Consider the following 13709-nt stretch of genomic DNA (forward strand, 5'->3'; position numbering starts at 1 on the left):
ACGCGGGCTCCGGTCATACATCGGTGCCCGCCCCATAAGAGGCGAAGACATGAAAACATCGCGTGTATTGCTGTGGGTTGTCCCCTTTGCGCTGCTGACGGCAGCGGCGGGCGGGTGGTATTTCTCGCATCATGATCAACCCGAGACCAGCCCGACCGAGCTTGCGGAGGGGGCCTTGGCACCCGTGAAGGTGCCGGACAGTTTCACCGATCAGGAGCAGCTGGGAAAGCGCGCCTATGATGCGGTTTGTGCGGCCTGCCACGGGGCCAATGGTCAGGGGCAGGACGGCGTCGCACCGCCCTTGGTGCATGTGATCTACGAGCCCAGCCACCACGGCGACCGGGCGTTCCTGCTGGCCGCGCAAAACGGGGTGCGGGGGCATCACTGGCCGTTCGGAAACATGCCTCCCGTCGAAGGGATCACGCAGGCCGATGTGATGGACATTGTGGCCTATATCCGCCGCCTTCAGCGCGAGAACGGGATCGACTAAGCCAAAGGGCAAGGCCCCGAGGTGCGTTACACCCGGGGGCCCGTGCCGTTTCAGAACATCCGCGAGATCGAGAATTTCACGTTCCGACCCGGTGCCGTGCGGGTCGACAGATGCGGCGTATAGGTTTTGTCAAAAGCGTTCTCTAGCCCGACGCGGAACTGCGTATCCTTGAGAATACCGTTTTGCGGGACATAGGTGGCGCGCAGATTATGGACCCCAAATCCTGCCGAGGTCTCGCCGTCGTCTGTTACGGATGTGTTGCCCACGACCTCCCAGCTCAGGTCAAGCTCTTTGCCGAATTTCTTGCCCACGGTGACCCGCAGACTGTCCGCAGGCAGCAACCGCCAGTCGCCGGAAGCACCGCCCGGTTCATACTCCGTCCCGCGCACCACATTGGCATTCACGTCAAAGTAAAGACCGGTGTCCAACGCGTAAGAGGCTTCAAGCTCCAGCCCCGAGGTTTCGACCCGGTCCAGCGCCGGTGCAGGCGGGCGTACCCCCGAGACCGAATAGCTGCTGACATCGGTCAAGGTGGTCTCGTAGTAGACACCCTTGATCGCGAATTGGTCCCCGTTGCGGAACAGATCATGACGGTCAAACGAGGCACCGATCTCGTATGTCTCTGCCTTCTCGGAAGAGGTGATCGCGGCATCGGTGCCCAGATGGTCGATCATGGGCAGCCCTTCGGTATAGGCGGCACTGGTGAAAAGGGCCAAACCATTCCCGAAGGCATAGCGCACCGATAGCCCGCCCATCAGCGTGTTGTTTTCATAGGTGCCATCATTCGGTGCCGCTGATCCGGTGATCTTCGATGTCTCGTAGCGCAGCGCCGGTGTCACGGTCCATGCATCAGTGATGCGCATGTCATCCACCGCATAGACAGCGACGCGACGGTCCTTGCCGCCGGGGGCGTTGCTGGCATCTAGGCGTTCTTTGTGGATCAGTTCAAGCCCGGTCCGCAGATCATGGGAGACAACGCCCGAGGTGAACAGGCTTTGGTTTTTGAACGCCAGTTTCGTTGTTTGATATCGATGATCCGCATTCGCCAAGGCAAGAACACCGGCCCCTTGCGGGGTGCCTTCAAGGGGTGAGCTGCCCGAGACATAGCTTTGGTCGATCTGTTGGTCGGCGTAGGATAGCACGACATCAAGGTTCACCAGATCATTGTCAGCTGGGTTAAAGTTGTACGTGAGCACCGCGGTCGTGGACTCCGTATCGCGGTCAACGGTGCCAAAGGAATCCGCCGTGGTGGTAAAACTGTCAAAGGGCACGTCGCGGTCGCTTGCGGTGGTGTGCGACAGGCTGAAGGTCAGCGATTGATCGCGGTTCTGGCCAAAGCTGTATTTCGCCTTGATCAGTCCCGACGGCAGGGTGAAGGCGCTGTTACCGATAGTCGCCCCGTCCCCATCCACCTGATCGTTCTGGTCGCGCCACGTGTAGTTCAGCAGAAACTCCATATCTTCGGTCGGTTGCCACGCCAGCACGCTGGAAGACGTGATGCCGTCGCCGTTCGTGCTGAACTCCAGCGTTTGACCCAGTACATAGCCAAGCTCACCATCCGTCAGATCCGACGCGTCTTTCGTCTCAAGCCGGACGACACCGCCCACGATCCCGGATCCGTATTCAAAGCTGCCGACGGACCCGCGGATCACATCGACCGACTTGTAAAGGAACGGGTCGGTGAACAGCTGGGTGCCGATCCGGTAAAGCCGCTCTGCCCCGGTGGTGGCCCCGTCGATCTGCACGGCGACTTTGGAATCCGCACCGTAGATATCGTTCGCGCCGAAGCCGCGGATGTTGATGCCGGACCCTTGCGGGGTGGACCCGTTCACAAGGCTCACGCCGGGAACTGAATCGATCAGCTCTGCCACGGTGCCCGCCTGACGGTCGTCGATCTCCTCTTGGTCGACTGTGGTGATGGATACTGCCGTATCGGTCTGCACCTCGCGTTTGCTCTCGCCCAGAACGAGCGTGCCTAGAAAGCCCTCCTGCGCGGCGAGGGGGAGCGGGGTTAGGGAAAGAAGTATCAGGCTTGTCGTACCCCTTAATAGGGCACGGGTTCCAGCGGCTTTGGTCATCGAAGACATCCTTGCAAGCAATAGGTTTGACGGAATGCTTGCGAGGGGCTGGCGGTGAAAAAAGGGGCGTAGAGGGGTTGCGCTCTTGCGGGTTCTAAAAAGACTGACTAAAAGTGTCAACATTAAAGGGCAGGTTCTGATCTGCGCCTTTGCCAGCGGATGCCCGACGCGCGTCGCCAGCCCCCTCTCTTTTAACCCATATGGCGAAGGTGCTGCATGACCCATTCCGTTCCCCCGACCCCCGAGGATATCCGCGCCTTCCGCGCCGACCACGCAAAGCTGCGCGAACGTGATGTGGCCGACAAGCTCAGGATCAGCGAGGCGCAGTTGCTGGCGGCCTATACCGGCGATGGCGTGCGGCGTATCAATGCGCACCCCGACGAGATCATGCGCGCCGCCCAGACCCTGGGCGCGGTTATGGCGCTGACCCGCAACCCGTCCTGCGTGAACGAAAAGGTCGGCACCTATGATAACTACCACCCCGGTCCCCATGCATCGATGATCCTCACCGATGACATCGATCTGCGGCTCTTTCCCAGCCGGTGGCATCATGCCTTTGCCGTAGAGAAGGAGACGGACGCCGGTACGCGCCGCAGCCTGCAGGTGTTCGATGCTGCGGGGGATGCGGTACATAAGATCTTTCTGCGCGACGGGTCCGATGTGGCGGCCTTTGATCGCGCCAAAGCAGGGCTGACGCTGGAAGATCAATCCCCCACCCTTGACGTGGTACCGCGCGACCCTGACGAGGTGCCGAAATCCGATCTGTCGAAGCTGGACATCCTGCGAAAGGAATGGGCGCGGCTGACCGACACGCATCAGTTCTTGCGCCTGACCTCCAAGCTCAAGATGAACCGCTTAGGGGCCTACCGCATCGCGGGCGAGCCCTTTGCACGCGCTTTGCAGCCTTCTGCTGTCGATGCCATGCTGCATCAGGTGGTCGCGCAAGAGCTTGAGATTATGGTCTTTACCGGCAATCGCGGGTGTATCCAGATTCATTCGGGCCCGATCACCACGCTGAAATCCATGGGCCCGTGGCAAAACGTGCTGGACCCCCGCTTTAACCTGCACCTGCGGCTTGATCACATCGCCGAGGTCTGGGCCGTCGACAAGCCCACGCAACGCGGCCCCGCTGTTTCGGTCGAGGCCTTCAACAAGGACGGGGGGCTTATCCTTCAGGTCTTTGGCGTCGGCAAGGAAGGGCGCGATTGTCGTCCCGCATGGGGCAAGCTTGTCGCGGGGCTGGAGAGCCTGAACGTCGAGGTGCCCGCATGATCCGCGCTTTCACGACCGCTATCAGCGTCGCGGCGCTTGGCCTAATCACAGCGCTGCCCGCCACGGCACAGGAACCCACAGGGGGCGTCGTCTCCATCGGCGGCGCGGTGACAGAGATCGTCTTTGCCCTCGGCGCGCAGGATCAGTTGGTTGCGCGGGATACGACCTCTAGCTATCCGCCTGAAGCCGCTGCCTTGCCGGACGTGGGCTATATGCGCGCGCTCTCGCCCGAAGGGGTGCTGGCCACAGGCCCCAAGCTGATCATCGCCGAGGAAGGTGCCGGACCGCCCGAAACAATCGAGGTGCTTGAGCAGGCGGATATCCCCTTTGTCATCGTCCCTGACGACTATACCGCCGAAGGGGTCAGCACCAAGATACGCGCCGTCGGGCAGGCGCTTGGGAAAGGGCCGCAGGCCGAAGCGCTGGCTGCTGAAGTGCATCAAAAGCTGGCAGCCGTGTCCCGCGCGACGCAAGACCGGCCCGAGGCAGAGCGCAAGCGCGTGATGTTCATCCTCAGCACCCAAGGCGGGCGGATCATGGCGTCGGGCACTGATACCGCGGCCGCGTCGATGATAGAACTGGCTGGCGCGGTGAATGCGGTCACGGGGTTTGCGGGCTACAAACCCATCACGGACGAAGCCGTGCTGGCCGCAGCGCCCGATGTGCTGGTGATGATGGCGCGTGAAGGCGATCACAACAGCACCGAGGCAGAGCTGTTCGCGATGCCTGCCATATCCGTCAGCCCTGCGGCGGCCAGCCGGTCGCTGGTGCGGATGGACGGGCTTTATCTGCTGGGGTTCGGGCCGCGCACGGCAGATGCTGTCACCGATCTGCACGCCGCGCTTTACGCCGACTGATCCGATGACCGCGCTTGCAGATTTCGCCCCGCCCCGCGACCGCCGTCGTGCCGCGCGCAAGGCGCATGTGTGGCTGGCGGCTGTTCTGGCAGTCGCCGCCATCGGCAGCCTTGCGATCGGGGCGTCGGGCACATCGCTGTGGCATGCCCTGGCCAAGATCGTGACCGGTGCGCCGCTGACGCAGCTTGAACGGGTAGTGCTTTGGGATATCCGTTTGCCGCGGCTGATCATGGGCATCTGTGTCGGGGCCGCGCTGGCTGTGTCAGGCGCGGTGATGCAGGGGCTGTTTCGCAACCCGCTCGCGGACCCGGGCCTGCTTGGGGTAAGTGCGGGTGCCGGATTGGGCGCGATCGTGGCAATCGTTCTGGGCGGGCTGTTGCCGGTGGCTGTGCTCACCATGGCAGGCTTTTGGCTGATCCCGCTGGCGGCCTTTCTGGGCGGATGGGCGGCAACCTTGCTGCTATATCGCGTGTCGACTCGGCGCGGGCGCACCTCTGTCGCGACGATGCTGCTGGCGGGGATTGCCTTGGGCGCGCTGACAGGGGCCTTGGGCGGGCTGCTGATCTATTTCGCGGATGACACGCAGTTGCGCGATCTGACGTTCTGGGGGCTCGGCTCGCTTGCCGGTGCCACATGGACCAAGGTCGCCATTGCGGGGCCGCTGATCCTTCTGGCGACGGGTGTGGCTATGCGCTTGGGCGGCGGGCTGAATGCGCTCGCTTTCGGGGAGGCAACAGCCGCGCATATGGGGGTGCCGGTGCAGCGGGTGAAGCATACCGCCATCCTCACGGTCGCCGCCGCCACCGGTGCGGCGGTCGCCATGTCCGGCGGGATCGGTTTTGTCGGGATCGTCGTGCCCCATCTGTTGCGTCTTGCCACGGGACCCGATCACGAACCCCTGCTGGTGAACGCTGCCCTGCTGGGGGCCACGCTGTTGCTGACCGCCGACATCATCAGCCGCGTCATCATCGCGCCGGCGGAACTGCCCATCGGGTTGATCACCGCCATTCTGGGCGCACCAGTGTTTTTCTGGATCCTACTGCGGCGCCGTGGGTTGGTGGATCTGTAATGCTGCGCGCCTGCGATATTGTTGCCCGTATCGGCAAAAAAGACATCCTGCATGGGGTCGATTTCACCGCCAATGCCGGCGCGCTTACGGCGATTGTCGGGCCCAACGGCTCGGGCAAATCGACGCTGCTCAAGGCGATCACGGCCGAGGTCGATTTCACCGGCCGCATTCTGCTGAACGGCGAAAACGTCGCCGATCTGCACCCGTGGGAACTGGCAGCGATACGCGCGGTGCTGCCGCAGTCTGCCACGCTTGCGTTCCCCTTTACCGTGGCCGAGGTCGTGCGCATGGGGCTACGACGCGGCATATCGGGACACCGCGACGATATCCCCGCCCGCGCCCTGCATGCCGTGGGGCTAGAGGGCTACGCAGACAAGCTTTATCAAGAGCTTTCGGGCGGAGAGCAGCAACGCACGCAGCTGGCACGCGTGCTCTGTCAGGTTTGGCATCCGGTGCGGAACGGCTTGCCCCGTTGGTTGCTGCTGGACGAACCTGTTGCCAGTCTGGATATCGGCCATCAGCTTATGGTGATGCGGCTTCTCAAGGAATTCGCCAATCGCGGCGGCGGCGTGGTCGCGGTCATGCATGATCTGAACCTGTCGGCCATGTTCGCCGATCACATGGCGATGATCAAAGACGGCCAGATCCTGAAGCACGGCACGCCCGCCGACGTGATGCAAAACGCCATCCTGTCCCAAGCCTATGGCTGCACCCTGACCGTCAATACGCCCGCCGCAGCCGGTCAAAGCTATATCCTGCCACACGTCGCGCAGGAGCGTATGGGGTAGGGCCGGGCACCACGCCAGCGCGCTGACATATATATCGGTTGACGTATGAGCTTCGACAGACTGACGTAAATGTGACGCTAGACCTAGACACCAGCGTCTGACGGTCTATGTCAACCGACACACCACACCAATCACCCAGGACAGACCATGCCGACACAGCCCACCGATAAGATGGCGACAGAGCTTTTGCATGTGCAAGAGGAGCTGGCGGCAAAGAATGTTGACGCGGATGCGCCGAAGAAACGGGCGCAGCGGGCGTCGCATCGGTTGAACTTCCTCGAAGCGATGATGGAGACGGTGCCCGTCGGGGTCGTCATGGCCGATGCCGAAGGCAAGATTATCTACGGCAACAGCCACGTCGAAAAGATGGTGCGCCACCCTGTGTTGCATTCTGACGACGTGGACGCCTATGGTGAATGGGTATCGTACCATGCTGATGGGTCCCGTGTACAAAGCCACGAATACCCTCTGGCGCGGGTGATCCAGAACCGCGAGGACCATGTCGAGATCGACGTGGATTATCAGCGCGGCGACGGCACCCGCTTTTGGATGCGGATCATCGGCGAGCCGGTGCTTGACGGCGAGGGGGAGCGGATCGGCGCGACCGTCGCCCTGATCGACATCGACGAAGAACGCCGCTTGCGCGAGGCGCAGAACATCCTGATTGCCGAGTTGAACCACCGTGTGAAGAACGCATTTAGCGTGGTGAAATCCATCGTCAGCCAGTCCTTGCGCAAGATGAGCATTCAACGCGGTATCCGCGAAACGATTGACCAACGGCTTAACGCCTATGCGACGGCCCACTCCAAACTGGTGGGCACCACATGGGACCGTGCTGCTATTGGTGCCGTGGCTGCCGATGTGCTCGACCCTATAGGCGGCGGTCGGATCACGTTGAAAGGGCCGGAGGTAGAGGTGCCATCGCGCCAGGCGCTGTCCTTGTCGATGGCATTTTATGAACTGGCGACAAACGCGATGAAATACGGCGCCCTGTCGGTTCCTGACGGTGTTGTGAATTTATCTTGGGAACAAGGAAGTGCCACCGAGGGTTCCCCCCTTGAACTCCACTGGGTGGAACAAGGCGGCCCTGCCGCCGAGAAACCCAGCGAGACAGGTTTTGGTAGCTTCATCACAGGGCGTGCCCTCGAGGCGGAAACGGGCGGGAAAATCGATACGGTTTTCGGGCCAGATGGATATGAATGGCATTTGAAGATGCCGCAACAGACGGAAGAGCAGGCAGTAGAATGACAAATCAACCTCAGAATATTTTCATCGTCGAAGATGAGGTCGTGGTCGCATTCGAGATGTCCGACCTGCTGGAAGACATCGGCTTTAACGTCGTAGGCCCGAGTATCCATCTGGAAGACGCCAAGGAAAAAGCGCGTGATGGGGATATTGATATCGCCTTTCTTGACGTAAACCTTGGGCGCAACAAGACATCGAAACCCGTGGCGGATATCCTGCGCGAACGGGGTATCCCTTTCGTGTTCATCACCGCATATGACGCCGACCAGATCAGCTTTCTCGGGCCGGACGACCGCGTCGTGAAAAAGCCCGTGAGCAGCCAGAAGCTGATCGAGACGCTGCGCCGTGTCTACCCAAGCCTAGAGACCGAGTAAGGCCTCCCAAAAGGACCCGCAGGCAAAATCCCGCGCGCCGCGACACTGCGGCGCAGGGCAGGGCTGCTTTGCCGCAGTGACATCGGCCATGTGTGAACATATAGTGAACATATGGCTAAGCAATCTGTAGAGCAAAAACTGGCAATCCTGAGCGACGCGGCGAAATATGACGCGTCTTGCGCCTCTTCGGGGTCGACGAAACGCGACTCGCGCGATGGCAAGGGCGTGGGGTCGAACGAGGGGTCGGGCATCTGTCATGCCTATGCGCCGGACGGGCGCTGTATCTCGCTTCTGAAAATCCTGATGACGAATTTCTGCATCTATGATTGCAGCTATTGCATCAACCGTGCCTCGTCCAACGTCACTAGGGCGCGGTTTAGTGTCGATGAAGTGGTGAAGCTGACCATCGAATTCTATCGCCGCAATTATATCGAAGGGCTGTTCCTGTCCTCGGGCGTCATCAAGTCGCCCGATGCGACGATGTCTGACATGGTGCAGATCGCTCGCAAGCTGCGCCACGACGAGAATTTTCGCGGCTATATTCACCTGAAAACCATCCCCGACGCCGCGCCAGAGTTGATCGCCGAAGCAGGGCTGCTGGCAGACCGACTATCTATCAACGTCGAGCTGCCCACCGATGCCGCCGTTCAGCAATATGCGCCCGAAAAGAAGCCCGATCAGATCCGCAAAGCGATGGCCGATTTCCGGCTGCGTAAAGAGGTGTCGAAAGACAAATCCCACACCGGCAAGCTCCCACCACGCTTTGCGCCTGCGGGGCAGTCGACGCAGATGATCATCGGGGCGGACGGGTCGAATGATGCGGCCATTCTGGGCCAGTCCACGCGGCTCTATTCCAGCTACAAGCTCAAGCGCGTGTATTATTCTGCCTTCTCGCCGATCCCTGACAGCTCGGCCAAGCTGCCGCTGATCCGGCCGCCTTTGCAACGCGAACACAGGCTTTATCAGGCGGACTGGCTGCTGCGGTTCTATGACTTCCAGCTGGACGAGATTACATCCGTCACCGCGGACGGGAACCTTGATCTTGAGGTCGACCCGAAACTCGCATGGGCGCTGGTGCACCGCGAGGTGTTCCCGCTGGATGTGAACCGCGCCAGCCGCGAGATGCTGTTGCGTGTGCCGGGGTTCGGGGTGAAGACGGTGAACCGCATCCTGTCCACCCGCCGCCACCGCACCCTGCGCTACGAGGATCTGATCCGCATGGGCGCATCTATGAAAAAGGCGCGCAGCTTTGTCACTGCGGGGGGCTGGTCCCCCGGCGGGCTGACCGACAGTATTGATCTGCGCGCGCGGTTTGCGCCGCCGCCTGAACAGTTGACCCTGTTCTGATGCACCGCGCGGTCATGCCCAAGATCGGCACGGCGCAGGCGTGGCGTGATGCGGCGCGGCAGTTTCTGGCCGCCGGCATCCCGCCCGAGGCGATCCTGTGGGGCGATACCAGCACGGCGCCCGATCTTTTTGGCGACACTGCCCCGATGCAGACGGGCGGGCAGGTGACCGTGCCGCGTAGTTTCATCAGCATGGCAAGCAGTGTCGTCTGGCACAGTGATCCCGAACGGTTTGCGCGACTTTATGCGTTTTTGTGGCGGTTGAAGGACGCGCCGCAGTTGATGACGGATCGCGGCGATGCTGATCTGTCGCGTCTGCGGCGGATGGAGAAGAATGTGCACCGCTGCCAGCACAAGATGAAAGCCTTCGTCCGTTTCCGAGAGATTGGCACGCCCGATGCCCCCCGCCGGTCCTTTGCCGCGTGGTTCGAGCCGACGTATCACACGGTAGAACCCACCGCCGACTTCTTCCTGCGTCGGTTCAGCGATATGGATTGGCGCATTCTCACGCCGGATGTCTGCGCGATTTTCGAGGGGGGCAAACTGACCTTCCGCGAGGGGCAGGAAAAGCCCGCCCTACCTGAAGACGCGAGCGAACAGCTGTGGATCACCTATTTCCAGAACATCTTTAATCCCGCGCGGCTGATGGTCAAAGCCATGCAGTCCGAGATGCCCAAGAAATACTGGAAGGACATGCCCGAGGCGGCGCATATCCCCCAAATGATCGCCGACGCCCCCGCCCGCGCCCGCGCCATGGCCGAGGCCGCGCCCTCTTTCCCGCCGCAGCGATTGGCGCGGGTGCAGGCGCAGCTTGCCGCGCATCAATCCGCATGGGAGGGCCCGAAAGACGCGCTGGCCAAGGATATCGCCGCCTGCACCCGCTGTCCCTTGCATTGCAATGCGACACAGGCCGTACCGGGCGAGGGCCCCATGGATGCCGATCTGATGATCGTGGGTGAACAGCCCGGCGATCAGGAGGATTTAAGCGGGCGGCCCTTTGTCGGGCCTGCGGGGCAGCTCTTTGATCAGATCGCAGGGCGGGCGGGGTTGGCGCGGGACAAGGCGTTTGTGACCAATGCGGTGAAACACTTTAAATTCACCCCGCGCGGTAAACGGCGACTGCACCAACGGCCCAATGCGTCAGAGATTCAACATTGCCGCTGGTGGCTGGATGCCGAGATCGCACAGGTCAAACCCAAGCTGATTTTGGGCATGGGGGCGACGGCCGCCGAAGGGCTGACCGGACGGCGCGATGCCATCACCGCCCGCCGTGGCACGGTCGAACAAACGCCTTCAGGCACGCCGGTCCTGCTGACGCTACACCCCTCGTATCTTTTGCGCCTCCCCGATCCTCAGGCTAAAGCCGACGCAACCGCCCAATTTCAAGACGATTTGACCGCCGCCGTACGAATGTTGGCCTGAAAAGGCGTAATTTCGTAGGGGGTAGTTGCAATATGGATGTGGGATGCCATATACCATCCACATGGATGGAGAATAGAGATGAGCAACGTCAGGCAGCTACGGGAAAAGCAACCCGAGAACGAAAAGATCACGATCAACCTCGGCTTTGTCGATCTCGGGCGGATCGACCTGCTGGTGCAGGAGGGGTTTTATTCTAACCGCAGCGATTTCATCCGCATGGCGATCCGCAAGCAGTTGGATCACCAGTCGGAGACGGTGACACGGTCTATCGACCGTCACACAATGGAAATGGGTCTGCGCGATTACTCCGTCGCGGATCTCGAGGCGGTGCAGGCAGCAAATGAAGTGCTGCACATCAAGGTTGTCGGACTGGCCCGTATCGCGCGCGATGTGACGCCAGAGCTGGCCCTTGCGACCATCGGCTCCATCAACGTGCTGGGGGCGCTTCAAGCCAGCACCGAAGTCAAGAAAGCACTCGGCGACCGGATCAGTTAGCTCCGGCATCATCCTTAAAAGGAATGCGACATGACAGATGAATTTAACGCGGCCCTGCGCCGTGCCGGAAAACTTGTGCGCGCTGGTAACCCCAAAGCGGCGACCGAAGCCATCCAGAACGCGCTTGGCACCGGAGGGTTGGGAAGCATGGCGAAAGGTAGCAAAAGCCCCATTGGTAAAGCCAAGATCGGCCGCGGCCTACGCGAGACGCTTTCGGGGCTGGCGCAATCAACCCTGAACGGCGGCGACAGCATCGAGCCGGACCTGCCCGAGGGGGCCACATTCGACAGCGGCAGCTTTTCCTGCAGCGCAGGCAGCCGCGACTATCGGCTTTATATTCCCAACCTCAAAGGCTCTGCGCCGACAGGTTTGGTGATGATGCTGCACGGGTGCAAACAATCCCCTGTGGATTTTGCCAAGGGCACGGGCATGAACCAACTGGCAGAGGCGCATGGGTTGATCGTGGTCTATCCGGCGCAATCCCGCATGGCGAATATGCAGAACTGCTGGAAATGGTTTGACCCCGCCGATCAGATGCGCGGCGCTGGTGAACCGGCGATCCTTGCAGGGTTGATGCAACAACTTCATCGCGACCATGCCATTCCCCAAGGGCGTAGCTTTGTTGCGGGGCTGTCGGCCGGCGCGGCGATGGCTGTGGTGCTGGGACAAACCTATCGGGATGTCTTTGACGCGGTGGGTGCCCATTCCGGTTTGCCCTACCGTGCGGCCCATGATGTGCCATCGGCTTTTGCGGCCATGGGGCAGGGGGCAACAGGCTCTGACACAGGGGAATTCATCCCGACGATCATCTTTCAGGGCGATGCGGATAGCACTGTGAGTGCCGCGAATGCGGATGCGATCGCCAAACACGCCCCAAACGGACCCGAGGTTCTGGACGACGGCAACACGGGCGGGCGCCGTTTTTCCCGCCGCAGCGTGATGGCACCGAAAGGCCATGTCGTGATGGAACAATGGACCGTCTCGGGCCTTGGTCACGCTTGGTCGGGCGGCAACAGCGCGGGGTCATATACGGACCCCACAGGACCAGATGCCAGCCGCGAAATGCTGCGGTTCTTCCTCGATTTGCCTAGGAAAGGCGCATGATATGACACACTCCCTTACCTTTGACGCCATCAGCGAAGCCACGCCGGGCCCGAAATGGGCAGCCCGATGGGCCCGTTCATGGCCCGCCTACGAGGCATGGTTCACTGCACGCGGCGGCGACAATGGCCCTGACCGCGCAGCCTGCGAGGCGGCCCTAAAGCAACATATGCCCGAGTTAGTGCCTGTTCACGCCAAGCTCACAGCGCTCGCGGGCGGGTCGGACCGTGCAGCACGCTTCCTGTCCACGTGGTGCCCGCCAAGCTATCTGGGCGGATGCTCCCTTGCCGTGGCCACATCGGACGACGACATTCGGCTGGTGCGCAACTACGATCTGTCGCCTGACTTGAACGAAGGTCTGCTGCTGCACAGCGCCTGGACCGGTCGGCGCGTGATGGGTATGGTCGAATTCCTTTGGGGTCTGTCCGATGGCATCAATGATGCGGGGCTCAGCATCGCGCTGGCTTATGGCGGGCGGCAGGAAACAGGGCGCGGGTTCGGTATCACCACAATCCTGCGCTACGTTCTGGAAACCTGTGAAACCGTGCCCCAAGCGCTGCGCGTGCTGCAACGCGTGCCGTCGCATATGCCGTATAATGTGGTGGTCGCCGATGCCTCGGGTGCGGGTGCCAGCGTCGAGATGTATGCCGGTGGCGGGGCAAAGGTGCAGCCGCGGCTCGTCGCCACAAACCACCAGACCGACGGCAGCACGCCCGACAGAGGCAGTTTTACCCGCACGTTTGAACGGTCAAAACACCTTGTGAGTGTCTTATCCGAAGGGGTCACGCCGTCAGCGCTGGCAGGCCAGTTCACCCAAGCGCCGCTCAAGCAAGACCGCTACGCCGAAGGGTTTGGCACGCTTTTCACCGCCGAATACGAACCCAAACGCCGGAAGATGACGCTGCATTGGGACGATGAGGTCTGGCCCCAATCCATCGACGCGTTCGAGGAAGGCACGCGGCAGGTCACCTATGGCAGCACCCCGTCATCGGTGGCCGCAGGGGGTGCCATCGATTGGGTGCAAATCGGTCTGGACTACGCAGCGGGCCGCGGGGTTGATTGGCGTAGGTTTGTTCCCGCCGGGGGCGATGTGGCGTAGGGCGTCGAAGCGGAAGGCCTTGCTATATTACGCGGAACAGACCCTACAACACGCCAACGGCAGACACGTCTTC

General features: G+C 61.5%; 13 protein-coding genes. 12 read left to right on the forward strand and 1 reads right to left on the reverse strand.

The features are described from left to right. Nucleotides 1-49: 49 nt before the first annotated feature. The gene (locus tag ABM428_RS15515; protein ID WP_037966964.1) at nt 50-490 is read left to right on the forward strand and encodes a cytochrome c; all 441 of its coding nucleotides are present in this window, start codon (nt 50-52) and stop codon (nt 488-490) included. Between the two features lie 50 nt (nt 491-540). On the opposite strand, the gene ABM428_RS15520 is transcribed toward ABM428_RS15515, so the two are convergent. After that, the gene (locus ABM428_RS15520) at nt 541-2568 is read right to left on the reverse strand and encodes a TonB-dependent receptor domain-containing protein (protein ID WP_353628402.1); all 2028 of its coding nucleotides are present in this window, start codon (nt 2566-2568) and stop codon (nt 541-543) included. A 216-nt stretch (nt 2569-2784) separates the two neighbouring features. Between ABM428_RS15520 and ABM428_RS15525 the strand changes: the two genes are divergently transcribed. The 11 genes from ABM428_RS15525 (at nt 2785) to ABM428_RS15575 (ending at nt 13636) form a co-directional block, all read left to right on the forward strand. Further along, nucleotides 2785-3840, forward strand: a complete 1056-nt coding sequence (locus ABM428_RS15525) for a ChuX/HutX family heme-like substrate-binding protein (RefSeq protein WP_353628403.1) — start codon at nt 2785-2787, stop codon at nt 3838-3840. Next, entirely contained in the window at nt 3837-4697 is an 861-nt protein-coding gene (locus ABM428_RS15530) for an ABC transporter substrate-binding protein (RefSeq protein WP_353628404.1), read from the forward strand. The genes ABM428_RS15525 and ABM428_RS15530 overlap by 4 nt, the downstream gene beginning before the upstream one ends. Beyond that, nucleotides 4657-5766: an iron ABC transporter permease gene (locus ABM428_RS15535; protein ID WP_353628405.1), complete on the forward strand. Its 1110-nt coding sequence runs from the start codon at nt 4657-4659 to the stop codon at nt 5764-5766. Before ABM428_RS15530 ends, ABM428_RS15535 begins: the two co-directional genes overlap by 41 nt. Continuing rightward, complete coding sequence (locus ABM428_RS15540; RefSeq protein WP_353628406.1) at nt 5766-6554, forward strand: heme ABC transporter ATP-binding protein; 789 nt, start codon at nt 5766-5768, stop codon at nt 6552-6554. The genes ABM428_RS15535 and ABM428_RS15540 overlap by 1 nt, the downstream gene beginning before the upstream one ends. Nucleotides 6555-6701: 147 nt before the next feature. Next, on the forward strand, nt 6702-7802 hold the full coding sequence (locus tag ABM428_RS15545; protein WP_353628407.1) for an HWE histidine kinase domain-containing protein: 1101 nt from the start codon (nt 6702-6704) through the stop codon (nt 7800-7802). Next, on the forward strand, nt 7799-8173 hold the full coding sequence (locus ABM428_RS15550) for a response regulator (protein ID WP_005848648.1): 375 nt from the start codon (nt 7799-7801) through the stop codon (nt 8171-8173). Before ABM428_RS15545 ends, ABM428_RS15550 begins: the two co-directional genes overlap by 4 nt. Nucleotides 8174-8284: 111 nt before the next feature. After that, the gene (locus ABM428_RS15555) at nt 8285-9520 is read left to right on the forward strand and encodes a putative DNA modification/repair radical SAM protein (protein ID WP_353628408.1); all 1236 of its coding nucleotides are present in this window, start codon (nt 8285-8287) and stop codon (nt 9518-9520) included. Further along, entirely contained in the window at nt 9520-10941 is a 1422-nt protein-coding gene (locus tag ABM428_RS15560; protein WP_353628409.1) for a UdgX family uracil-DNA binding protein, read from the forward strand. The genes ABM428_RS15555 and ABM428_RS15560 overlap by 1 nt, the downstream gene beginning before the upstream one ends. A gap of 78 nt (nt 10942-11019) precedes the next feature. Further along, the gene (locus tag ABM428_RS15565; protein ID WP_353628410.1) at nt 11020-11436 is read left to right on the forward strand and encodes a CopG family transcriptional regulator; all 417 of its coding nucleotides are present in this window, start codon (nt 11020-11022) and stop codon (nt 11434-11436) included. A 30-nt stretch (nt 11437-11466) separates the two neighbouring features. Further along, nucleotides 11467-12540 (forward strand): PHB depolymerase family esterase, encoded by a 1074-nt coding sequence (locus tag ABM428_RS15570; RefSeq protein WP_353628411.1) that lies wholly within the window; start codon nt 11467-11469, stop codon nt 12538-12540. 1 nt (nt 12541) lies between these two features. Then, nucleotides 12542-13636 (forward strand): C45 family peptidase, encoded by a 1095-nt coding sequence (locus tag ABM428_RS15575; protein WP_353628412.1) that lies wholly within the window; start codon nt 12542-12544, stop codon nt 13634-13636. The last annotated feature ends 73 nt before the right edge of the window (nt 13637-13709 follow it).

It is taken from the genome of Sulfitobacter sp. TCYB15 (genome assembly GCF_040435955.1).
In the GTDB taxonomy this organism is placed as follows: domain Bacteria; phylum Pseudomonadota; class Alphaproteobacteria; order Rhodobacterales; family Rhodobacteraceae; genus Sulfitobacter; species Sulfitobacter pontiacus.

Excerpts from the sequence above, each read along its gene's own strand:
- ABM428_RS15545 (WP_353628407.1), top strand. The coding sequence starts at position 6,702 with ATGCCGACACAGCCCACCGATAAGATGGCGACAGAGCTTTTGCATGTG.
- ABM428_RS15565 (WP_353628410.1), top strand. The coding sequence starts at position 11,020 with ATGAGCAACGTCAGGCAGCTACGGGAAAAGCAACCCGAGAACGAAAAG.
- ABM428_RS15535 (WP_353628405.1), top strand. The coding sequence starts at position 4,657 with ATGCTGTCACCGATCTGCACGCCGCGCTTTACGCCGACTGATCCGATG.
- ABM428_RS15555 (WP_353628408.1), top strand. The coding sequence starts at position 8,285 with ATGGCTAAGCAATCTGTAGAGCAAAAACTGGCAATCCTGAGCGACGCG.
- ABM428_RS15525 (WP_353628403.1), top strand. The coding sequence starts at position 2,785 with ATGACCCATTCCGTTCCCCCGACCCCCGAGGATATCCGCGCCTTCCGC.
- ABM428_RS15550 (WP_005848648.1), top strand. The coding sequence starts at position 7,799 with ATGACAAATCAACCTCAGAATATTTTCATCGTCGAAGATGAGGTCGTG.
- ABM428_RS15515 (WP_037966964.1), top strand. The coding sequence starts at position 50 with ATGAAAACATCGCGTGTATTGCTGTGGGTTGTCCCCTTTGCGCTGCTG.
- ABM428_RS15560 (WP_353628409.1), top strand. The coding sequence starts at position 9,520 with ATGCACCGCGCGGTCATGCCCAAGATCGGCACGGCGCAGGCGTGGCGT.
- ABM428_RS15530 (WP_353628404.1), top strand. The coding sequence starts at position 3,837 with ATGATCCGCGCTTTCACGACCGCTATCAGCGTCGCGGCGCTTGGCCTA.
- ABM428_RS15520 (WP_353628402.1), bottom strand. The coding sequence starts at position 2,568 with ATGACCAAAGCCGCTGGAACCCGTGCCCTATTAAGGGGTACGACAAGC.
- ABM428_RS15570 (WP_353628411.1), top strand. The coding sequence starts at position 11,467 with ATGACAGATGAATTTAACGCGGCCCTGCGCCGTGCCGGAAAACTTGTG.
- ABM428_RS15540 (WP_353628406.1), top strand. The coding sequence starts at position 5,766 with ATGCTGCGCGCCTGCGATATTGTTGCCCGTATCGGCAAAAAAGACATC.
- ABM428_RS15575 (WP_353628412.1), top strand. The coding sequence starts at position 12,542 with ATGACACACTCCCTTACCTTTGACGCCATCAGCGAAGCCACGCCGGGC.